This is a genomic window from Curtobacterium sp. RIT-PI-V (assembly GCF_025642935.1).
Taxonomy (GTDB): Bacteria; Actinomycetota; Actinomycetes; order Actinomycetales; family Microbacteriaceae; genus Curtobacterium.
This window is the reverse complement of record NZ_JANZKM010000017.1, coordinates 1-20,908: the sequence shown is the minus strand read 5'-3', so window position 1 is coordinate 20,908 and position 20,908 is coordinate 1. Positions and strand designations below refer to the sequence as shown.

The window sequence follows — 20,908 nt, the reverse complement described above, 5'->3', positions numbered from 1 at the left end:
GTCACACGGCGTCATGAACGACACCTGTCGGGGACCTCGGGACACTACGCTCGCTCCATGTCCTCCTCCGGATCCCCCGTGGTCGTCGTCGGCGCCGGCATCATCGGGCTGAGCGCCGCGTGGCACCTCGCCGTGCTCGGGCAGCGGGTCCTGCTCCTCGACAGCGGCACGGTCGCCGGGGGCACCACCACCGCGGGCGCCGGGTTCGTCGGCCAGTGGGCAGCCGGGTACGCCTGGTACTGGAACGAGTCCGAGCGCGACGTCGAGCAGTACGGCATCGACTTCTACCGCGACCTCGCCGGCGCCGGCCACGGCCCGACCGGGTACCGGCAGAACGGCAACGTCTGGCTCACCGTCACCGAGCAGGGCCGGGCCGACCACCTGCCGCCGTTCGAGCAGCACCCGCTCCGGCCGGCCGGGGCGCGGACGCTGACACCGGCCGAGGCGGCCGACCTCGTGCCCGGACTCGACCCGGCAGCGGTCACCGCGGGCTTCCTCCATCCGGACGGCATCCAGATCAGTGCGCCGGACACGGCCGCAGCGCTGGTGCACGCCGTGCGTGCGCGGGGCGTCGAGATCCGCGAGCACACGCCGGTCGCCGGTCTGGAGGCCCGTGGGGGCTTCGTCACGGGCGTCCGGACCGCGAACGGCGAGGTCATCGACGCCGCGCGGGTCGTCCTCGCCGCCGGCAGCTGGACGAACGCCCTCCTCGCCCCCTTCGGGCGCGAGCTGCCGACGGTCCGGGTCGTCGCCAGCCGGCTCGTGACGACACCGTTCGGTCTGCCGGGCACCCTGCCGACCCTCATGCTGCCGGAGCTGCACGGCCTGTGGATCCGTGAGCACCGCGGCGGCCTGACGTACGGTGCCGGCCCCGGGTACGAGCCGCTGCACCTCGGCGGTGCGGACCGGAGTGACGAACCCGACCGCCGCCCGGTGCGCACGGACCTGCTCGACGCCATGCGGACGTACCTGCACCCGATCGTCGCCCGGCTGCTCCCCGCCGCCGCGAGCGTGCTCGGGGTCGACGAGACCCCCACGCAGGGCGTCGTCTCGATGACCGCCGACCGGAACTTCATCGTCGGGGCGGTCCCCGAGCTGCACGGGCTCGTGGTGGCCGGTGGCGACAACGAGTCCGGCGTCACGCACGGCCCCGGCCTCGGGCGGATCGCGGCGGAACTGAGCGTCACGGGCACGACCACCCTCGGCGACGCGAGCCGCTACGCCCCGGCACGGTTCCCGGCGGCGGCCCCGACCGAGGCCGAGGTGCTCGCGATGATGCCGGCGCGACGCGAGGCCGACGCCCGACGAGCCGGAGCCGTGGCATGAGCGACGTGCTGAGCAACCGGGCCCCGACGCACGTCGTGATCGGCGGCGGGGTCGTCGGCGCCGCCACGGCGTACGCCCTCACCCGCCGCGGCGAGCGCGTCCTGCTCGTCGAACAGCACGAGCGCGGGCACCACAACGGCTCGTCCCACGGCGCGACCCGGATCTTCCGACAGGGGTACGCCGACCCCGAGTACGTCGCCCTGACCTCCCGCGCCCTGGTGCTGTGGGAAGCGCTCGAGGGCGCTGCGGGCGAGGAGCTCATCGTCCGCACCGGTGCCGTCGACCACGGTCGCGCCGAGGTCGTCGACGCCATCGCCGCCGCACTGACGGACGCCGACATCCCGCACGAGACCCTCAGCCCGGACGCTGCGGCCGCACGCTGGCCGGGGATCGCGTTCGAGGGGCACGTGCTCGCACACGCCACGGCCGGTCGCATCCGGTCCGACCGCGCGATCGAGGCCTTCCTGACCCTGGCCGAGCGGACCGGGCTCGCCGACCTGCGCTTCGACACGCGGGTCAGCGGGCTCGACGACCACGGCGACGACGTGACCGTGACGCTGTCCGACGGGTCCACCCACCGCAGCTCGTCCGTGGTGGCGGCCGTGGGGTCGTGGGCGCCCGCGCTGGTCGGCGACCTGCTCGCCGGACGCGGGGCGGGCCTCCCGGCCATCCGCGTCACCCAGGAGCAGCCCGCGCACTTCCCCAGCCGTCTGCCGGACCAGGCGTGGCCGAGCTTCGTGCACTGGGCTGCCGACGACGACGTCTACGGCCTGCTCACCCCGGGCGAGGGCGTCAAGGTCGGGTTCCACGGCACCGGCCCCGTCGTCGATCCGGACCACCGCGACTTCACGCCCGTGCCGGCCGAGGCCGAGCGGCTGCAGGCCTACGTCGCGCGGTACGTGCCCGGTGTCGACGCATCGGAGCCGACCTTCATCAGCTGCCTGTACGACAACTCCCCCGACGAGGACTTCGTCATCGACCGACGTGGTCCCGTCACCGTCGCGACCGGGTTCTCCGGCCACGGCTTCAAGTTCGCACCGCTGCTCGGCGACATGATCGCCGACCTCGCGACCGGCGGGGCCGCACATCCCCGTTTCTCCCTCTCGAAACCATCCCCCTCAGGAACCCCGTGACGACCCGACTCCTCTCCGCGCTCGCGCTCTCCGCCGCCGTCGCCGCCGTGCTCACCGGCTGCGCCTCGACCGGGGCGTCCACCGACGTCACGGACGGCCTGGTGATCGGGACGACCGATCCCGTCACGTCCCTCGACCCGGCCGGCGCCTGGGACCGCGGCAGCTACACGGTGCAGACACAGCTGTACCAGCACCTGCTCACCTACCCTGCGGGCGGGACCACGACGAGTCCCGAGGTCGCCGAGTCGTGCGACTTCACCGACGGCACCCACTACGTGTGCCGGATCCGCGACGGGCTCACGTTCTCGAACGGTGACGCCCTGACGGCGAAGGACGTCGTGTTCTCGTTCGAGCGCCAGGTCGGCATCGGCTCCGAGAACGGTCCGGGGTCGCTGCTCGCCAACATGGCGTCCGTGGCGGCCGACGGCGACGAGGTCACGTTCACCCTGAAGCAGGCGAACGACCAGACGTTCCCGTACGTCCTGGCGAGCATGGCCGGGGCGATCGTCGACAGCAGTGTGTTCTCGAAGACGAAGGTCCACGCGGACGACGGGGTCGTCGGCTCCGGTCCGTACGCGCTGCAGCAGTCCGCCGACGGCGGGGCGACCATCGCGTTGACGGCGAACAAGGAGTACGACGGCACCGCACCGGAGTCGTCGAGCGTGACGATCAAGCAGTACACGAAGTCCGCCGACCTCAAGCTCGCGGTGCAGGAGGGCGACGCCGACGTGGCGTACCGCCAGCTCACGCCGACCGAGGTCACCTCGTTGTCCGAGGACGACGGCCTGCAGCGGGTCCAGGGCTCGTCGGGCGAGATCCGGTTCCTCGGCTTCAACCTCGACACGATGCCCGGTGACGACACCGCGCAGAAGACCGCGATCCGCCAGGCCGTCGCCGCGACGGTCGACCGCGCGGCGATCGCGAAGGACGTCTACCAGGGCACCTACGCTCCGGCGTACTCGATCGTGCCGTCCGACTTCACCGGCGCGACCGATGCCTTCCAGACGGAGTACGACGGCGCCGACCCCGCGGCCATCCTCGAGGAGGCCGGCGTGCGCACGCCCGTCGCACTGCCGATCGAGTACACGACCGACCACTACGGCTCCGGGTCGGACGACGAGTACGCGCTGATCAAGCAGCAGCTCGAGGACACCGGTCTGTTCACGGTCGACCTGCAGTCGGCGAGCTGGGACACCTACGTCGGGAACGTCGGCAAGGGCGAGTACCCGGTCTTCCAGCTCGGGTTCTTCCAGGACTACCCCGACGCCTCGTCGTACCTGACGCCGGCCTACGGTTCCGAGGACGTCAACCTGCTCGCGAACCACTTCGACGACCGGGCCGTGCAGCAGCTGGTCGCCGCGCAGGCGGTCGAGGCCGACGCGACCGAGCGGACGAAGCAGATCGAGGAGATCCAGCAGGACACCGCCGAGTCCGTGCCGCTCATCCCGTTGCTCGCCGGGCAGGAGAACGTCATCGGGCAGAAGTCGCTCACCGGCCTGACGAAGTCGGTCGACGCCTCTGGCGAGTTCCGCATCTGGGAGATCGGGCGCTCGTGAGCACCGGCGACGCAGCGCAGCAGGCGACCGTGTCCGCTGACCCGCTCCGCGACGCCGTCCGCACCGGGATGCCCGCGGGGCTCGACGAGCTCGCGGCGCTCGTCGCCATCCCGTCCGTCCACGACCCGGCCGTGCAGTCGCTCGACGACTGCCGCCGCGTCGCCGAGCGCGTGCGGGGTGCGTTCGACGGCCTCGGCCTGACCTCGCGCATCGTCACGACGCCGGACGGCTCGCAGGCGGTCCTCGCGACCCACCCCGCGCCGCCCGGCGCCCCGACGGTCCTGCTCTACGCCCACCACGACGTCCAGCCCGCCGGCGACCTCGCAGCGTGGACGAGCGACCCGTGGACCCTGACCGAGCGCCAGGGGCGCCTGTACGGTCGCGGTGCTGCTGACTGCAAGGGCGGGGTCGTCACCCACCTCGTGGCACTGCGGGCCCTACTCGACGTGCACGGCTCGTTCCCGGTCGGGCTCGTCGTGGTCGTCGAGGGGTCCGAGGAACAGGGCACCGACGGGCTCGAGCAGTACGTGTCCACCCACGCAGTGGACTTCGCCGACGTCGACGCAGCCGTCGTGATGGACGCCGGCAACGCCGCCGTCGGGGTCCCCGCGCTCGTGACCACCCTGCGCGGAACGGCGTTCGTCGAGCTGCGCGTCCGAGCGCTGCACGGCAACGTGCACTCGGGGATGTTCGGCGGTGCGGCGCCAGATGCCGTCGCGACCCTGGTGGCCCTGCTCGCCACGCTGCGCGACGACGCCGGGGACACCACCGTCGACGGACTCGAGGCCTCGCAGACCTGGGACGGCCTGCCCTACGACGCCGACCGGTTCGCCGCCGACGCCGGGCTGCTCGACGGCGCGGTGCCGATCGGGTCCGGGGACCCGGCATCCCAGGTCTGGGCACGGCCGGCGCTGACCGTCGTCGGCATCGATGCGCCGGCCGTCGCCGGGTCGTCGCCGTCCGTGCAGGCGACCGCCGGTGCCGCGCTGAACCTCCGGGTCCCGCCGGGTGTCGACCCCGCCGCCGCTGGCGAGCTGCTCGTGGCGCACCTGCTGCGGCGAGCGCCCGCCGGGGTCGAGGTCACCGCGCGGGTCACGGGCACCGGCGACGGCTTCCGGGCGACGGCGGGGCAGTACTCGTCGGCGTTCCGGAGCGCACTGGCATCGGCGTACCGGGTGTCCTCCGTGGGCTCCCTCGGCGGCGGCGGATCGATCCCGCTCTGCGCGACGCTCGAACGGGCGATCCCGGGGGTCGAGGTCATCCTGGCGGGGGTGTCCGAGCCGGCTGCGAACGTGCACGCGCCGGACGAGAGCGTCGATCCGTCCGAGATCGAGCACATGGCCCTGGCCGAGGCGACCTTCCTCGCCGGGCTCGGGTGCGCCCGCGCTTGACGTCACACGACGCCGTCGTCATCGCCGGCCGCACGACGCCGTCGTCATCGCCGGCCGCACGACGCCGTCGTCATCGCACGACGCCCTGAAGTCGGCGAGACGCCCCCGGATGCGGGGGGCGTCTCGCGCACTCGGGGGCGTCTGGCGCAGACGCCGGCGTCAGACGACCGCCGGCGAAGGTCCGGCCCGCGGCTTCCGCCGCGTCCGAACCTGCAGCACCCCCGTCAGCAGCAGCACGACCAGGCCGACCGCGAGCACCACGAGCCCGCCGAGGAACCCGATCACCACGAGCAGCAGGGTCTCGGTGGTCATCCCACCGCCTGCACCGCCGTCTGCCGCCGCCGTGACGGTCCCGGCTCCGGAGTCGGCCGACTGGGCGACCGCTCCGACGCCGTCGACCACGGTGAACGGCACCGCCACGACCGTGCCTGCGTCACCGACGAGCACGACGTGGTGGTCGCCGAGCTCCAGGCCGGTGGTGTCGACCGCGGCGGTGGCCGTGCCGTCCTCGACGGTGAAGTCGTCGCCCTGCACCGGTTCGGAGTAGGTCCACACGCTCCCGCCCTCGTCGTCGCCCGTCCACGGCAGGCGGAGCTCGAGCTGGTCACCGGCGGTGACCTCGTCGGGGATCCCGGCGTCGGCGGCCGCGACGGTGGTGATGTCGCCGGCGTCGATCTTGCGCGCCAGCTCGTCGGAGTCCGCGGCAGGGGCCGTGGGTGGCTCGGCGGCGGCGGGGGCCTTCGCACTGTTCCGGGGCTGGGCGGCGGTGTTCCGCGGCGCAGCGGTCGGCACGGCCGTCGGCGCCGTGTCCGAGGCGTTCGTGATGGTCGGTGCGGTGGCGGCCGGCGGCAGCTGCACGACGGGCGGCTGGATGACCGTGCCGCCGTTGCCACCACCCGTGCTCGGACCGGTCGGCAGGGTGCCGGGGACCGTCTGTCCGGCGAAGTACACCGGCGTGAAGGTCTCGAGCGCGGCGTCGGCGGCGCCGTGTGCGCCGATGGTCAGGACACCGCACTGCACGGCCCCGGACAGGCAGTCGACGCGCTTGGTCGACTGGCCGGTGAACGTGGAGCGCGCGATGACACCACCCTGCGTGAAGCCGGCGTCCTTCGTGCCGCGGAGCTTCGCGGTCGCTGCGGCGCCGGTGCCGGTGTTGTCGGGCCAGGCGACGAAGCCCTGGCCGTCCTGCCCGGTGCCGCCGGAGCCGGGGACGTAGTCGTAGCCCGCGCCGGCCGCTCCCCCGGCGCTCGGGTGCTTCGTGACGTACCCGAACAGCACGTACAGCCCGGAGCCGTTGGTGTTCTTCGTGAAGCCTGAGCCCGTCACGGTGAGCTTCGAGCCCGCCGCGGCGGTCGAGAGTCCGGTGGCCGGCCGCACGTTCGTCGAGGCGCCCCGAGCGTTCTCCGCCCCGGTGATCGACCCGTCCGCACCGACGACGGTCGACCCGCCGCCGCCGTTCCCGCCGCCCGGGTTCGTCGGCGCCTGCACGGTGACGCGCAGGGTCGCGGTGTCCGAGGCGACCCGACCGACGACGGTCGCACCGAGGACGTTCGTGGCGACCGCGCGGTACCGGTCGCCGTCCAGCCCCTCGGTGGCGGTGATGCGGAGTGTGCTGGTCGTCGCGCCGGCAACCGAGGGACCGTCCTGCAGGTCGGCCCAGCCGGACGGGGTGTGCTGCTGCCACTGCACGGTGGGCGTCGGGGTCCCGGTCGTGGTGACCGCGAAGGACACCTGCTGCGGCGTGGCGGGGGTCGTGCTGCCGTCGGTTCCGGTGGTCGCGCCGGTCAGCGTCACGGCGACGTCGGCCGGCTGCTCCGTGATGGTCGGGGTGGTCACGGCCGTGAACGTGCGCAGCCCTTGGTCGGCGGCGTCGGTCGCGGCGTTCACGACGCCGAGCACCGCGCGGCCGTCGGCGGCGACGACGATCGGGTCGCCGGTGTAGGTGGTGCCGGGCGTGTACTCGGCACCCAGCGTGGGCGCGGTGCTGCCGTCGATCGCGTACGCGCGGACGACGTTGCCGGTGTCGGTGCTGCCGGCGGCCGACACCCAGAGGCGCTTCGCGGCCTCGTCGACGGCCAGGTACGCGGCACCGCCCGCCCGGTCGATCGAGGTCGTCACGGCCGGGGTCCCGCGCAGCGACACGGCTCGGAGGGTGGCGTCGCCGTCGTTGCTCCACCACGCCCGGCCCCGGGAGTCGACGACGGTCCCGCCGGCGGCCCCGGACGTCGCGGTGGCGCCGATCGACACGTCGGCGACCGAGGCTCCGGTGTCGAGGGCGACGACGCGGGCGAGAGCGGCGGCCTGGTCGAAGACGACGGCGCGCTTGCCGGTCCAGTCGACGCCGACCGAGGAGATCGTCCCGGTGACCGAGCCGATCAGGGTGGCCGTGCGGGTGACGGCGCGGACGGTTCCGCCAGCGGGGCTGGTGCCGACCTCGGACACCGCACCCGAACCAGAACCGGAACCAGCGCCGGAGTCAGCACCGGAACCAGAACCGGATCCGGCACCCGCCCCGACGGCGGCCACCCGCAGCAGCCCCGCGGACCCGCCGTTCGCGGCCGGGGCGACCTGCGCGACGACCGAGCCGTCGGCGGGGTCGATCGCGAACGCCTTCGCGGCGGGCACCGCGACGGACGGCTTCACGTGCACGACGTCCCGGTACGCGGCGTCCGTGCCGCGCGCGACGACGACCCAGCCCTGGACGTTCGCGCCGGTGCCGCCGAACTCCGCGGCGGGCAACGACGCGGTCGCGACGATGTTCCCGGTCGACGGGTCAACGCTCGGCTTCGAGGTGGCGACACCGGGGTCGATCGGCCCGGCGACGCGCTTGCCGTCGTCGCCCACGACGAAGTAACTTGCCTTGGCGGTTCCGGCAGCCGGTACCTGCACGACGTTCAGGGCGCGCGCGGCGTCCCGCACCACCGTGGTGACCCGGCCGATCGTGCTGTCACCGACCGTGGTCTGCACGCCGGTGCTCACGAGTCCCTGGACGCCGGGGTCGCTGAACCCCTGGTCACCGTCGGCGCCGCCGTCACCGTCCGTCCCCTCGGCAGCCCAGTCGCCCGTCACGGCGACCGAGAGCGGGTCCAGCGCGGTGCCCGCGGCGTAGAACTGGGTCGGGTTGCTGCCGCCGGTGACGTCGGCTGCGAAGGCCGCTGCACCCGCCGCGGTGATCGTGGTGGGCAGACCGGTCCACGAGTACGCCCCGTCGGTGACCGATCGGGTGCCCTTGGTGACGTCGATCGTCGCGAACGCGATGCGCTTCGTCCCCGGGTCGGACGTCGTGGCACCGGTCGTCGGGTCCACCAGCCGCACGTCGACCCCGGCGGTCAGGGTGCCGGTGGTCGGCGTGAGCTCGATCGCCGGGTCGCGCAGCGAGATGACGAACGTGTGTGCCCGGTAGTCGAACACCGCGGCACCGGAACCCGTGACGGTGAGCTTCCGCGTGGCGGTGTCGTAGCTGCCGCCCGATGCGGTGAACCGGAACGTGCCGTCGGCGTTCCTCGACGCACCGCCGGACACCGACTGCCCTGCGGCCGGCACGTAGTTCCGGAACGACTGCTTGAACCCCCAGTCGAGCGTGCCGCCCGTGACGGACGCGCTCGGCCCCGAGGCGGCGGTCGCCGCAGTGGGCACGGTGCCGGCGACGGCCGCGGTCAGGCCGATGATCGCGGCGACGGTGGCGCTGAGCGCGCGGAGGCGACGGGCCGGTCTGGTCTGGGTGTGCATCGGTTCCTCGGATCGGGGTGGTGCGCGTGTGGGAGACGGTGCCCCGGGCGGACCCGGGGCACCGCGTGGGTCACCAGGTGACGGGGACCTGGACCTCGTCGAGGTCGACCGGGTCGTTCGCGACGCCGTGCGCCGAGAACGTCTGGACGAAGCACTCGTACTGCCCGAGGGCCGCGTTGGCGGTCGCGGTCTTCGTGGCGTCGTAGTCGCAGCTGACGGTGGCGGCCGCGTCGCCGGTGTGGTGCGGGTCCGCGGTGTAGGACTTCGCGACGTCGATCGTCGTGGTGAAGCCGCCGCCGGCCGTGAAGGCGCTCTTCGACACCCACTGGGCGGAGCCGAACCAGCCCGAGTTGGTGGCGTAGTCCGCCTGCTTGGGCCCGTAGACGACGTAGACGCCGAAACCGCGCCCCTGCGCGTCCCCGTCGAAGCCGCTGCCGGTGACCGTGACGGTGCCGTCCGAGACGCCGTGGAGCGCCCCCGGGCCGTCGGTCACGACCGAGGCCGGACCGCTGACGGAGAGGCTGGCGCCGTAGTCGTTCGTGACCGCGGTGGCCGCGGACGCGCTGACCGCGGGCAGGACGGCGATGCCGACCGCGGCGACCCCTGCCGCCAGCGTGATCCCGAACGAGCGTGCGATTCGTGTCATGTTCGTGTTTCCCTCTCGATGTGGGCGCCCACTGTGAGCACCCGGGTCCGGTGGTCCTCCGGCGCGACGTCGGTCGCGGCGCGTCGTGCGGCACGGCGGGAGTGCACGATCGCGAAGACGACGAGCGCAGCGACGGCCACGACGAGCGCGGACAGGCCGCCGAGCACGATCCGCAGAACGCCCGGGTCGATCCCGCCTGACGAGCCGTCGGCAGCTGCCGCCACCGCCGAGGGCGTCGACCCGGCCGGCGCGGTGGCGGACGCCGATGCGGTCGGCTCCGCGGTGGCACTCGGCTTCGCGGAGCGCGCGGACGGCTTCGTGGTCGCGCGGATGTCGGCGCTCGCCTCGGATCTCGGCTCGGCGGCCGGACGGGAGGCACTGCCCGCGTCCGTCGTGTCGGCCTGCGCCTGCCCGGTGGTCGCCCTGGTGCCGCCACCGGCCAGCGTGCCGCCGCTGCCGTACAGGTTCTGCACCGAGACGGGTGTGAACGACTCGTTGTTCGCGTTCGCGACGCCGTGCGCGCCGATCGTGATGATCCCGCACTGCACGACCCTGCAGTCGACGGTCTTCGCGGCGCCGTTCCGGTCGAGCGCCTGGAACGTCGAACCGGGGACCTTGAGGGTCGCGGACCAGGTGCCCGTGGCGGAGTCGACCGTGCCGCCGTTCGCCGCCGATGCGGTGGTGCTGCCCTCGAAGGCCACGAAGTCGAGGTACCCGGTGGGGTTCGACTCGTCGTCGGGCACGTAGCTGTAGTCCGCGCCCGTCGCCCCGCCCTTGCTCGGCTGCCAGGTGCCGTTCACGGTGCCGAACGCCACGTAGATGCCGCCGTACCCGTTCTTGATGCCCTGGAACCCGGAGCCGCGCAGGCGCAGCGTCGTCAGGTACGTCGAGTCGACCTGGTTCGTGACCTCGGGGTGCCCCTCGATCGCGACGCTGACACGGCCGGCTGCCGATGCTGGGACGACGCCCACCAGGGCGGCGCCACCGGCACCGAGCGCGACGAGCAGTCCGGCGAGCGCGAGCCGCAGCGGGCGGGTGCGGGTGGTCACGAGGAGGCCTCCTGGAGGGTTCGGGACGGCACGACGACGGGCGTGCCGGTGTTCGGGTCGGGCACGACGGTGACCGGGTGCCGGTAGACGGTGCCGATGCGGTCGGCGGTCAGCACGTCTGTGGGGGTGCCGTCGGCGACGATCCGGCCGCCGGCGAGCATGGCGACGCGGTCGGCGTACGCCCCCGCGAGGCTGAGGTCGTGGAGCACCACGACGACCGCGCCACCGGCCCGGGCGTGCGCACGGGCGACGGCCAGCACGGCCTCCTGGTGTCGCAGGTCGAGGGCGGCGGTCGGTTCGTCGAGCAGCAGCACCGGGGTCGACTGCGCCAGGACCCGGGCGAACGAGGCCCGGGCGCGCTCCCCGCCCGACAGCGAGGGGAACGCCTGGTCGATCCGGTCGGCGAGTTCGACCTGGTCGAGCACCCGCGCGACCACGGTGTCGTCGTCGACCGCGCGCGGGGTCCCCCGCCACGGCGCCCGGCCCATCCGGACGACCTCGCCGACGCGGAACCCGAAGGCCACGGCGGTGTCCTGCTCGAGCACGGCACGCCGACGAGCGGTGGCGAGCGGTGCTTCGCCGCCGGTGCGCACGCCGTCGATCGCGATCGTGCCGCTGTGGGCGAGGTCACCGGCGATCGCCCGGAGCAGGGTCGACTTGCCGGCACCGTTCGGACCGACGAGCGCCAGGACCTCGCCCGCGCGCACCGTCAGGTCGACGTCGGCGAGCAGCGGTCGACCGTCGATGACGACGCCGATCCCGGACACGACCACAGCGCCGACAGCGCTCGTCTCCGTCATGCCCAGCCCCCCGACCGTCGGCGCGCGCGGCGCAGGAGCCAGAAGAAGAAGGGTCCGCCGACGAGCGAGGTCAGCATGCCGATCGGCAGGTCCGCGTACGGCACCAGGGTGCGCGCGAGCAGGTCGGCGATCGTCAGGAGCAGGGCGCCGCCGAGCGTCGAGACCAGCAGCAGCGGACCGTGCGCCGGGCCGATGACCATCCGCATCAGGTGCGGGACGACCAGCCCGACGAACGCGATGATGCCGGCGAACGCGACCGCTGCGCCGACGAGCAGGGCGACCACGACGATCGCGACGACCCGGACGGCCTCGACCCGCACCCCGACGTGCCGCGCGGCCCGGTCGCCGAGGGCGAGCAGGTCGAGCGAGCGCGTCAGCACGACGGCGCCGACGAGCCCCGCACCGATGACGGGGGCGATCGCTGCGGCCTGGTCCCACATGGAGCCGTTCAGCGACCCGAGCTGCCAGAACACGATCTGCTCGCGCGCCTGCTGGTCGCCGAGGAAGGTCAGGAAGGCGAGCCCCGCCCCGGTGAACGCGTTCACGGCGATGCCGGTGAGCAGGAGCGTGACGACCTCGGTGCGGCCACCGGCACGGGACAGCCCGTAGACGAGCAGCGTCGCGACCAGGCCCGCGGCGAAGGCCATCAGCGGCGTCGTCCAGTACCCGGCGAACTGCAGCCCGAACACGATCGAGGCGCAGGCCCCGAACGCCGCGCCACCGGACACCCCGACGACGCCGGGGTCGGCCAGGGGGTTCGCGAACACGGCCTGCATGAGCACACCGGCTGCGGCGAGCGCGGCTCCGATCAGCAGCGCCATCACCACCCGCGGGAACCGGATCGTCCACAGCGCCTGGGTGACGAGGTCGTCGGCGGGACCGTCCACGGGCAGGCCGAGCGACCGGCCCACGGTCCGGAGCACCTCGGCGGGCGAGATCCCGAGCTGCCCGACGCTCGCCGACACCAGCGTCGCGACGACGAGTGCCACCACGAGCCCGGTGGTGAGGAGCGCGATGCGGCCGACCCGCGACCTGGACGTGACCGCCGGTGCGGCGGGGACGCGCGTGGCGGGCGCGATCCGTTCCTCCCGGACGGTCACGAGGGGTCCGCCGGACCGTAGATCGCCGCTGCCAACGCGGCCACGATCCCGGGCGTGCGCGGCCCGAAGCTCATCACCGTCGTGTCCGCCATGTCGACGATGCGGCGGTGCTCGCCCGCTGGCGTCTTCGCGATCGCGGGGACCCGCTGGAGCAGTCCGTCGACGCCGTCGACGGACTCCAGCCCCTTGGTCATCATGATGACCAGGTCCGGCTGCATGGCGACCAGCGCCTCGGCGTTGACGGGGCGCATGCCCGTCCAGTCCTGTTCCGTCGCGACGTCCCGCCCGCCGACGGCGTCGATGAGCGAGTCGGCGCCGGACTCGCTGCCGAACAGGTAGTAGATCCCGGCGTTCCCCCGCACGTACAGGAACACCATCTTCAGCTGGTCGGCCCGAGCCGACGGCGCGATCCGGGCCACCTGCGCGGCGACGGCCTGCTCCTGCGCGTGCACCTCGGCGGCCAGGCGGTCGCCGGTCGCCGGGACGCCGAGCGCCGTCGCGACCTGCTCGATGATCGCGTCGGTGTTGGTGGTGTCCCGGTGCGGGTCCAGGACGACGACGGGGACGCCGGCCTCGCGGATCTGCAGGACGACGTCCCACGGGCCGAGCGAGGTGTCGGTCAGCAGCACCGTCGGGCGGAGCGCGAGGATCGCCTCGGCGGAGAGCTCGTGGCCGTTCCGGGTGACGAGCGGCAGGTCCTCGGTGCCCGAGAAGCCGGTCGAGACGTCCCGTCCGACCAGGTGGTCCCCCAGGCCGAGGCCGTACACGGTGGACGACAGCGTGCCGGAGATGTCGAGCGCGAGGATCCGGTCGGCACTCGTGACGGTCACCTCGGTGTCCTGGTTGTCGGTGACGGTGACGGGCAGGTCGGGCTCGTCGACCGTGCTCGCCGTCGGCGGCAGGTCCGTCGCCAGGGTCGCGGTGCGCTCGCCGGTCACGTCCTTCGCGTCGGTCACCGGGGCGATGGCCTGGAGGCTCGCGGCCGGGTCCGTCGCACTCGTCCCGCGACCCGCCGCGTGCGTCGCGCCCGCGGTGGCGGCGCCGCCGCCGGTGCAGCCGGTCGCCACGGCGAGGACGACGAGGGCGGACGCTGCGGCCGTGAGGGCGCGACGGAGTGGCGACATGGAGATGATCCCGAGTGCTGGTTCGTGAAGTTAGGTGAGCCTCACCTAACCGTTAACTTAGGTGAGCCTTGCCTACCTTGTCCAGCACGTGTCGCCGTCTCCCCGCTACGGTGGTCCCGTGCGCATCGTGGTGGCTCCGGACTCGTTCAAGGGCACCGCGACCGCGGCGTCCGTCACCCAGGCGATCGCGGACGGCTGGCTGACCGAGCGCCCCGACGACGACGTCGTGCTCGCGCCGATGGCCGACGGCGGCGAGGGCACCCTCGAGGCGTTCGCGACTGCGGTCCCCGGTGCGGTCCGGGTCCCCGTCACGGTCACGGGCCCGGCTGGCACCCCGGTCGACGCCCACTGGCTGCGGCTGCCCGATGGGCGTGCGGTGGTGGAGCTCGCAGCGACGAGCGGTCTCCCGCTGCTCGACGAACTCCTGCCGGACACCGCGACGAGCCGGGGGTTCGGCGAGGCGATCGCCGCCGCGCTCGACGCCGGCGCCACGGGGCTCGTACTCGGCATCGGCGGCAGCGCCTCGACCGACGGCGGCCGGCCCGTGCTCGAGGCGCTCGGTCTGGACGGAGCGGGGCTGCGCGCCCTCCCACCACTCGGCGTCACCGTGCTGACCGACGTGACCGCTCCGCTGCTCGGCCCGACCGGCGCGGCTGCGGTCTTCGGCCCGCAGAAGGGGATCGAGCCCGCACGGGTCGCATCCTTCGACGAGCAGCTGGCCAGCTGGGCTGCCCGCTTCCCATCGGTGGACCCCACGACCCCGGGCGCCGGCGCCGCGGGTGGCGTCGGCTTCGGCCTGCTCGTCTGGGGTGCGACCCTGGCCCGCGGCGCGGACTGCGTCGCCGAGGTGCTCGGGCTCGCCGACCGGCTCACCGGTGCTGACGTCGTGATCAGCGGCGAGGGCCGGTACGACGGGCAGTCCGCCGCCGGCAAGGTCCCGTCGGTGGTGTGGTCGCTCACGGCGACGCACGCCCCCGGGGCCCGGTCGATGCTCGTCGCCGGCGCGATCGAGGCCTCCCTCGACGACTACGCCGCGGCCGCCTCGCTCACCGTGCTCGCCACGCAGACCACCGGCGAGCCGGACGACGCCCTGGCCGACCCACTGCGCTTCGCCACGATCGCGGGCCAGCGGCTCGCGCGACTGGCCTGAGCACCCCGATTCCCGTACTGGGGAGCCCCAACGGGACCTCCCACGCTGTGGCGCGCTCCATCAGACTGGTGTCGGGCCGGAACCGGCCCGCAACGCACCCCCACGAGGAGATCATTGCGCACCGTCAACGCGTACGCGGCACCGTCAGCGACCGAGCCGCTCGTCAAGACCACCATCACCCGTCGTGACGTCGGAGCGAACGACGTCGAGATCGACATCGCCTACGCCGGCATCTGCCACTCGGACATCCACACCGTCCGCGGCGAGTGGGGCCAGATCCAGTACCCGCAGGTCGTCGGCCACGAGATCGTCGGCCACGTCACCGCCGTCGGCGAGAACGTCACGAAGCACCAGGTCGGCGACCGTGTCGGCGTCGGCTGCATGGTGAACTCCTGCGGCGAGTGCGAGCAGTGCGTCGCCGGCCAGGAGCAGTACTGCCTGAAGGGCAACATCGGCACCTACACGAGCGTCGACCCGGCCGACGGCTCGATCACCCAGGGCGGCTACTCGCAGGCGATCGTCGTGAACGAGGACTTCGTCCTCCGCGTCCCCGAGTCGCTCGACATCGAGAAGGTCGCGCCGCTGCTCTGCGCCGGCATCACCACGTACTCGCCGCTGCACCACTGGAAGGCCGGCCCCGGCACGAAGGTCGCGGTCATCGGCATGGGCGGCCTCGGCCACATGGCCGTCAAGATCGCCGTCGCCCTGGGCGCCGAGGTCACCGTCCTGTCGCAGACCACCTCGAAGGAAGCCGACTCGCTCCGCTACGGCGCGAAGGCCCACTACGCGACGAAGGACCCGGAGACGTTCGAGAAGCTCGCGAACTCCTTCGAGCTCATCATCAACACCGTGTCCGCGAAGATCCCGATGGGCTCGTACCTCGGCCTGCTCAAGGTCGACGGCACGCTCGTCAACGTCGGTGCTCCGTCCGAGCCGCTCGAGGTCCCGGCGTTCGCCCTGATCCCGCGCCGGCTCAGCTGGGCCGGGTCCGCCATCGGCGGTATCCGCGAGACCCAGGAGATGCTGGACTTCTGCGCCGAGCACGACATCCTGCCGGAGACCGAGCTCATCAGCGCCGACCAGATCAACGAGGCCTACGAGCGCGTCCTGTCCTCGGACGTCCGCTACCGCTTCGTGATCGACGCGGCCACGCTGGCGTAGTCGGCACCAGGCTCAGACGGGAGGCCCGTTGCCAGCCGGCAACGGGCCTCCCGTCTGTCTGCCTGTCCGTCGGGCCGTCAGCCGACCTCGTCGCCGGACGGCAGCGCGCCGCACCACTCGACGGAGCCGGCGTCGATGCTCGCCTCGAGCGCACCGGAGGTCGCGTCGACGATGCTCACCAGCTCGTCGGTCGCCGACTTCGTCGCGACCGCGACGAACTGGCCGTTCGGAGACGGGCAGACCGCCGTGACGCTCGCGTCGTCCGGGATGGTCACCGGTAGCCGGGAGGCCCGCTCCCCGTCCACGCGTACGATCCGTGCCGAGACGGTGCCGTCCGACCGCACGTCCCCCAGCAGGCGCAGGTACGTGTCGTCCGTCAGCGGAGCGATGCGGCCGAGCACGGCCGCATCGGTGCTCGCAGCCGGGGCACGCAGCGCGGTCTTCGCGCCGTCGGTCAGGTCGAGGCGCTCGATGCCCGTACCGGTCTCGACCACGGCCGTGGTGCCCGAGCCGACGAACCCGTGCAGGTACGTGGCGCTGCCGAGCCGGACGGCGTCGGCGCGGCCGCTCATGTCGACGAGCACCAGGTCGTCGCTGCCCGTCCGCACCAGGGCGCTCTCGGTCCGGGGCACGTAGGCCCACTGCCCGACCGTCATCGGCACGGCGCCCGTCTGCGGCTTCCCGTCCGCGGCGATCGCGGTGGGCAGGTGCGTGCCCGTCATGTCGACCACGTACAGGCCGGTGTTCCGCGACTGCCCGGTGGACGTGTCGGCGTACTCGAACCCGAACGACGCCCCGTCGTCGGCGACGTGCAGCGCCGTGACCCGCCCCTGTGACGACGGCAGCGTGAGGTGCTCCACGGGGGCGTCCGGGTCCCGCACCCCGCCGGACAGTGCGATCACGTCGACCGAGGAGCTCGCGTCGCTGCCGCTGACCACCACCAGGGACCGTCCGAGCCGGGCGTACTCCGAGATGTCGGCACCCTGGTACACGGTCGTCGCACCGCCGGCATCGAGGGAGCGGCGCACGATGCGGTCCTTCGCACCGCCGGCTCCCGGCACGAGCGCGAGGACGTCGGTGCTGCCGGTCCGGATCGCGGCGGTGAGGTCCGCCGTGGCGCGCTGCCCGGGAGCCCGGACGTTCGCGACGGTCACCGTGTAGTCGCGGTCGTAGGCCAGGGGTCCGGCGAACTCGACCGCGATCGTGTTGCCGCTCGAGGTCACGGTGTGCGCGGCCGCCGGGGTGACCCGGACGTCGGCGGCGGACACCTGCTGCAGTGCCTGGTTCGCCGTGAGGATCACCCGCTGCGCCGGGCGGGACACCAGACCGGTGGCGTCGTACGACACGTCGCGCAGGCGCGGCCCCTGCTGCGACCCGACGACGGCGGCGAGCGCGGCGACGACCGCCAGGACGAGCACGACGGCGAGGTACCGGCGGTGGAACCGGCGCGTGACCGGGCGGCGGTCGGTGCGGTTGGTGCGCTCAGTACTCATACGGGTCCTCGGGCTGCGCGATGTCCTGCACCTTCGCGGCCTTGATGACGATGCGGGCGTCGGCGGACTGGTCCGGGTTCGCCGCGAGTGCGCCGGTCACCGTGACCCACTGCCCCTCGTCCGGAACGGAGCCGTCGGCGTCGTCCGTCACCACGCCGAGGCCGACGGGCTGGGCGTCGACGGCGCAGCAGCTGATCACGAAGCGGGTCAGGGTGAAGGAACCGCCGTCGCCGGGCACCACGAACCCGGACAGCCGCACCTGCTTGCCGACCAGGGCCGTGGTGTCGGTGGTCTGCCGGATCAGCGCCGCCCAGTCCTTGACGCCGTACTCCGAGGTGTCGACGCCCTCGCTGCCGAGCAGGGACACCGCCGCGTCGGAGCCCGTCGCGTTCGACAGGGTCGCCGAGTCCACGCTCCGCTGCTGCGCGGTACGGGCGGACAGCGTCGTCGGGGGCAGCACCAGCATCGACACGGTGACGCCGATCGTGACGACCGCGGCTGCCCCGCCGAGGGCGAGGCGGACGGCGCGACCACGGCCGGGGCGCGGCTGTTCGGCGTCGGCGTCGTGTCCGTGGGCATCGGCGTCGTGCTCGTCCGCTTCGTCGCCGTGCGTGTGGCCGTGGCCGCGTGCGATCACCACCAGGCCAGCGATCGAGGCGGGTACCGCGACGGCGGCGAGCACGATCGTGAACACCGAGTACCGCGGGTTGATGTACAGGTCGAGGTGGCCGACCAGTGCGAGCCAGAGCGTGCACAGGGCGACCGCCAGCACGGACCCGAGCCCGAGGTAGGCCGGAGCGTTGCTGCTGCGTGCGTCAGACGAGGACATTCATCACCAATCCCACGGCGCCGGCGAACAGGACGCACACGACGGCGAGCAGCACCAGGAACCGGACCCGGAACGTCGTACGGAGCAGGGCGATCATCTTCACGTCGATGATCGGCCCGATGATCAGGAAGGCCGTGATCGACCCGGGCAGGAACGTCGAGGCGAACGACAGCGCGAAGAACGCGTCGACGTTCGAGCAGAGCGACACCGTCATCGCGAGCAGCATCATCGCCGCGACGGAGAGCACCGGGTTCGAGCCGATCGCGACGAGCGTGGAACGGGGCACGGCGACCTGGATCGCCGCAGCCAGGCCGGCGCCGACGAACAGGGCCGGCATCATCGTCGCGGTCTCGCCGCCGAACTGCGCGGCGCTCTCCCGCCAGCGGTTGCGGCTCCGAGGTGCGCCGATCGCAGCGCGGCACCGGGCCTCGAACGCGGGCAGCAGCAGGTCGGCCGGACGGCGGTGCGCGGCGACGATCCAGCCGACCAGGTTCGCGATCACGAAGCCGCCGACGATCCGGACCGGCAGGATCCAGCCGGACCAGCCGAACGCCTGCGCGGTGCTGATGATCACGAGCGGGTTGAGGATGGGGGCGGCGACCAGGAACGTGACGGCCTCGGCGGGGGTGAACCCGCGCATCATCAGGCCACGGGCGAGTGGCACGTTCCCGCACTCGCACACCGGGAACAGCATGCCGATCAGCGAGATCACGGCGCGGCGGCCGAAGGCGTTCTGCGGCAGGACCCTCTCGAGCGCACCGACGGGCACCCACACCTCGACGACGATCGACAGCACGATCCCGAGCACCACGAACGGCAGCGACTCGACCACCACGCTGATCGCCAGTGTCAGGAAGTCCTGCACGACGTCCGGCAGGCCGGCGGTCCCGATGCTCGGGGACAGCATCCGGATCCCCAGGAGCACGACGACGGCGAGCAGCACGAGGCCGGGGCCCGTCAGGGAACGGGAGCGGGAGCGCTGCTGCGGCGGCGTGGTCGTCGTCACCCGGAAAGGATAGGCGACGCGTGCTGCGTGGCGGTCCGCGCGCGGCCGTCTGCGCACCGTGCGAGTTCGTTCACCCCGTGCAGGGTTGCTCGCTCGGTGCAGGCCTGGAGCGCCGCACGGAGCCACCAACAACGCACGGGTTCGCGAACCCGGCAGCGGGCCGCAGTCAGACCTGGGCGATGCCCGCCACGTGCCGGTCGAGCGTGTCGATCGCCCACGAGGCGTCGCCCCCGGGATCGACCCGCACGATGTGCATCGCGAGCCCGTCCACCAGGGCGTGCAGCCGCCGGGTCTCGTAGGGCACGTCGGCGTCCGGCACCCCGAGCGCCCGCAGGATCCGCCCGCACCACTCCCGCATCTCGTCGACGACCCGGTCGTGGAACGGCCGGAGCTCGGCGTCGGTCAGCGCCGCCGTGCCGAGGCCCAGGTAGACGTCGAGCTCGATGCGTCGCTCCTCGTCGAGGGGCAGGAGCTCGAGCAGGACCGCGTGCGCGTACGCCGTGCCCCGCAGGTCCGCGGGCACGGCGTCGATCCGGGCCGCGGTCGCGTCGAACACGAGCTCGAGCGCGTGCGACCGGACGCTCGCCTGGGTCGGGAAGGTGTAGCGGACGGTGCTCGGCGGCAGTCCGGCCTCTGCCGCGACGTTCCGGACACTGAGCGCCCCGAGTCCGTCGCGGGCGAGCACCCGGCACGCGGCTTCGGACACGGTGCGGCGCCGCTGCTCGACGTCCATGCTCCTGGCCACGACGCCATACTCGCACAGTCGTACGAACTCGTGCTACCGTCGATGCCGTTGTCGCACAGTCGTGCGACTATGCGATCGAAGGAAGGGAACATCGTCATGGCATGGGTCGTCCTCGTGCTGAGCGGCGTGCTCGAGGCCGTCTGGGCCACCGCACTGAGCGCATCGAACGGCTTCAAGAAGGTCGTGCCCACGATCGTGTTCGTCGCCGGCATGGCGCTGAGCATGGTCGGACTCGCGTTCGCGATGAAGTCGATCCCGGTGGGCACCGCCTACGCCGTCTGGGTGGGCATCGGCGCCTCGCTGACGGTCGTCGTGTCGATCCTGCGCCGGCAGGAAGCCGCGTCGCTCGCACGCCTCGGCCTCGTGTTCGGCCTGGTCGCCTGCGTCGTCGGCCTCAAGGTGGTGAGCTGAGGTGGCTTGGATCGTCCTGTTCCTCAGCGCCGCGCTCGAGACCGTGTGGGCGACCGCCCTCGGCGAGAGCGACGGCTTCACCCGGCCCGGCCCGACGATCGTGTTCGCGATCACGATCGTGGTCAGCCTCGTCGCGTTCGGCTACGTCCTGGGGCACATCCCGATCAGCACCGCGTACGCCGTGTGGACCGGCACCGGTGCAGCCCTCACGGTGCTCTGGGGCATGGCCACCGGCGCCGAGCCCGTCACCGTGCTGCGC

Annotated in this window: 18 protein-coding genes; 8 read left to right on the top strand and 10 right to left on the bottom strand. The window is 73.2% G+C overall.

Annotated elements, in window-relative coordinates:
• Positions 1-57: 57 nt before the first annotated feature.
• Genes OGL88_RS11615 through OGL88_RS11600 form a run of 4 tightly spaced genes read left to right on the top strand, consistent with a single transcriptional unit; the run spans position 58 to position 5,406 of the window.
• A complete protein-coding gene (locus OGL88_RS11615) occupies positions 58-1,326 on the top strand; it encodes an NAD(P)/FAD-dependent oxidoreductase (RefSeq protein ID WP_263091485.1) in 1,269 nt (422 codons plus the stop codon).
• Entirely contained in the window at positions 1,323-2,459 is a 1,137-nt protein-coding gene (locus OGL88_RS11610) for an FAD-dependent oxidoreductase (RefSeq protein ID WP_263091484.1), read from the top strand. The genes OGL88_RS11615 and OGL88_RS11610 overlap by 4 nt, the downstream gene beginning before the upstream one ends.
• Positions 2,456-4,015: an ABC transporter substrate-binding protein gene (locus OGL88_RS11605; RefSeq protein ID WP_263091483.1), complete on the top strand. Its 1,560-nt coding sequence runs from the start codon at positions 2,456-2,458 to the stop codon at positions 4,013-4,015. The genes OGL88_RS11610 and OGL88_RS11605 overlap by 4 nt, the downstream gene beginning before the upstream one ends.
• Positions 4,012-5,406: a M20/M25/M40 family metallo-hydrolase gene (locus OGL88_RS11600; protein WP_263091481.1), complete on the top strand. Its 1,395-nt coding sequence runs from the start codon at positions 4,012-4,014 to the stop codon at positions 5,404-5,406. Before OGL88_RS11605 ends, OGL88_RS11600 begins: the two co-directional genes overlap by 4 nt.
• A gap of 159 nt (positions 5,407-5,565) precedes the next feature.
• Here the strand turns inward: OGL88_RS11600 and OGL88_RS11595 are convergent, their stop codons facing one another.
• The 6 genes from OGL88_RS11595 to OGL88_RS11570 all read right to left on the bottom strand — a co-directional run bounded on the left by OGL88_RS11595 (position 5,566) and on the right by OGL88_RS11570 (position 13,854).
• A complete protein-coding gene (locus OGL88_RS11595; RefSeq protein WP_263091480.1) occupies positions 5,566-9,135 on the bottom strand; it encodes an HtaA domain-containing protein in 3,570 nt (1,189 codons plus the stop codon).
• A gap of 70 nt (positions 9,136-9,205) precedes the next feature.
• Complete coding sequence (locus OGL88_RS11590) at positions 9,206-9,781, bottom strand: hypothetical protein (RefSeq protein ID WP_222659337.1); 576 nt, start codon at positions 9,779-9,781, stop codon at positions 9,206-9,208.
• Positions 9,778-10,830, bottom strand: a complete 1,053-nt coding sequence (locus tag OGL88_RS11585) for a hypothetical protein (RefSeq protein WP_263091479.1) — start codon at positions 10,828-10,830, stop codon at positions 9,778-9,780. Before OGL88_RS11585 ends, OGL88_RS11590 begins: the two co-directional genes overlap by 4 nt.
• Entirely contained in the window at positions 10,827-11,630 is an 804-nt protein-coding gene (locus tag OGL88_RS11580; protein WP_263091478.1) for a heme ABC transporter ATP-binding protein, read from the bottom strand. Before OGL88_RS11580 ends, OGL88_RS11585 begins: the two co-directional genes overlap by 4 nt.
• Complete coding sequence (locus OGL88_RS11575) at positions 11,627-12,730, bottom strand: FecCD family ABC transporter permease (RefSeq protein ID WP_374114439.1); 1,104 nt, start codon at positions 12,728-12,730, stop codon at positions 11,627-11,629. Before OGL88_RS11575 ends, OGL88_RS11580 begins: the two co-directional genes overlap by 4 nt.
• Positions 12,727-13,854: a heme/hemin ABC transporter substrate-binding protein gene (locus OGL88_RS11570; RefSeq protein WP_263091477.1), complete on the bottom strand. Its 1,128-nt coding sequence runs from the start codon at positions 13,852-13,854 to the stop codon at positions 12,727-12,729. The genes OGL88_RS11575 and OGL88_RS11570 overlap by 4 nt, the downstream gene beginning before the upstream one ends.
• Before the next feature lie 118 nt (positions 13,855-13,972).
• Between OGL88_RS11570 and OGL88_RS11565 the strand changes: the two genes are divergently transcribed.
• Both OGL88_RS11565 and OGL88_RS11560 read left to right on the top strand, forming a co-directional pair.
• Positions 13,973-15,004, top strand: coding sequence for a glycerate kinase family protein (locus OGL88_RS11565; protein ID WP_263091476.1), 1,032 nt, complete (start codon positions 13,973-13,975; stop codon positions 15,002-15,004).
• Between the two features lie 114 nt (positions 15,005-15,118).
• Positions 15,119-16,165: an NAD(P)-dependent alcohol dehydrogenase gene (locus OGL88_RS11560; protein WP_205463722.1), complete on the top strand. Its 1,047-nt coding sequence runs from the start codon at positions 15,119-15,121 to the stop codon at positions 16,163-16,165.
• 77 nt (positions 16,166-16,242) lie between these two features.
• On the opposite strand, the gene OGL88_RS11555 is transcribed toward OGL88_RS11560, so the two are convergent.
• The 4 genes from OGL88_RS11555 to OGL88_RS11540 all read right to left on the bottom strand — a co-directional run bounded on the left by OGL88_RS11555 (position 16,243) and on the right by OGL88_RS11540 (position 20,238).
• The gene (locus OGL88_RS11555; RefSeq protein ID WP_263091475.1) at positions 16,243-17,658 is read right to left on the bottom strand and encodes a hypothetical protein; all 1,416 of its coding nucleotides are present in this window, start codon (positions 17,656-17,658) and stop codon (positions 16,243-16,245) included.
• The gene (locus tag OGL88_RS11550) at positions 17,648-18,487 is read right to left on the bottom strand and encodes a TIGR03943 family putative permease subunit (RefSeq protein WP_263091474.1); all 840 of its coding nucleotides are present in this window, start codon (positions 18,485-18,487) and stop codon (positions 17,648-17,650) included. The genes OGL88_RS11555 and OGL88_RS11550 overlap by 11 nt, the downstream gene beginning before the upstream one ends.
• Complete coding sequence (locus OGL88_RS11545; RefSeq protein ID WP_205463719.1) at positions 18,474-19,493, bottom strand: permease; 1,020 nt, start codon at positions 19,491-19,493, stop codon at positions 18,474-18,476. The genes OGL88_RS11550 and OGL88_RS11545 overlap by 14 nt, the downstream gene beginning before the upstream one ends.
• 166 nt (positions 19,494-19,659) lie before the next feature.
• Positions 19,660-20,238: a TetR/AcrR family transcriptional regulator gene (locus tag OGL88_RS11540; protein ID WP_240347556.1), complete on the bottom strand. Its 579-nt coding sequence runs from the start codon at positions 20,236-20,238 to the stop codon at positions 19,660-19,662.
• Between the two features lie 96 nt (positions 20,239-20,334).
• Between OGL88_RS11540 and OGL88_RS11535 the strand changes: the two genes are divergently transcribed.
• Positions 20,335-20,649 carry a DMT family transporter gene (locus OGL88_RS11535; RefSeq protein WP_263091473.1) on the top strand — a complete coding sequence of 105 codons (315 nt, stop codon included), beginning with the start codon at positions 20,335-20,337 and terminating at the stop codon, positions 20,647-20,649.
• Position 20,650: 1 nt separating this feature from the next.
• Positions 20,651-20,908 (top strand): DMT family transporter (locus tag OGL88_RS11530; protein WP_263091472.1); only part of this gene is annotated, 258 nt, incomplete at its 3' end.

What these genes read in the sequence shown, in the direction of transcription:
- OGL88_RS11615 (WP_263091485.1), top strand. Translation starts at nt 58, where the DNA reads ATGTCCTCCTCCGGATCCCCCGTGGTCGTCGTCGGCGCCGGCATCATC.
- OGL88_RS11610 (WP_263091484.1), top strand. Translation starts at nt 1,323, where the DNA reads ATGAGCGACGTGCTGAGCAACCGGGCCCCGACGCACGTCGTGATCGGC.
- OGL88_RS11595 (WP_263091480.1), bottom strand. Translation starts at nt 9,135, where the DNA reads ATGCACACCCAGACCAGACCGGCCCGTCGCCTCCGCGCGCTCAGCGCC.
- OGL88_RS11590 (WP_222659337.1), bottom strand. Translation starts at nt 9,781, where the DNA reads ATGACACGAATCGCACGCTCGTTCGGGATCACGCTGGCGGCAGGGGTC.
- OGL88_RS11580 (WP_263091478.1), bottom strand. Translation starts at nt 11,630, where the DNA reads ATGACGGAGACGAGCGCTGTCGGCGCTGTGGTCGTGTCCGGGATCGGC.
- OGL88_RS11570 (WP_263091477.1), bottom strand. Translation starts at nt 13,854, where the DNA reads ATGTCGCCACTCCGTCGCGCCCTCACGGCCGCAGCGTCCGCCCTCGTC.
- OGL88_RS11555 (WP_263091475.1), bottom strand. Translation starts at nt 17,658, where the DNA reads ATGAGTACTGAGCGCACCAACCGCACCGACCGCCGCCCGGTCACGCGC.
- OGL88_RS11550 (WP_263091474.1), bottom strand. Translation starts at nt 18,487, where the DNA reads ATGTCCTCGTCTGACGCACGCAGCAGCAACGCTCCGGCCTACCTCGGG.
- OGL88_RS11535 (WP_263091473.1), top strand. Translation starts at nt 20,335, where the DNA reads ATGGCATGGGTCGTCCTCGTGCTGAGCGGCGTGCTCGAGGCCGTCTGG.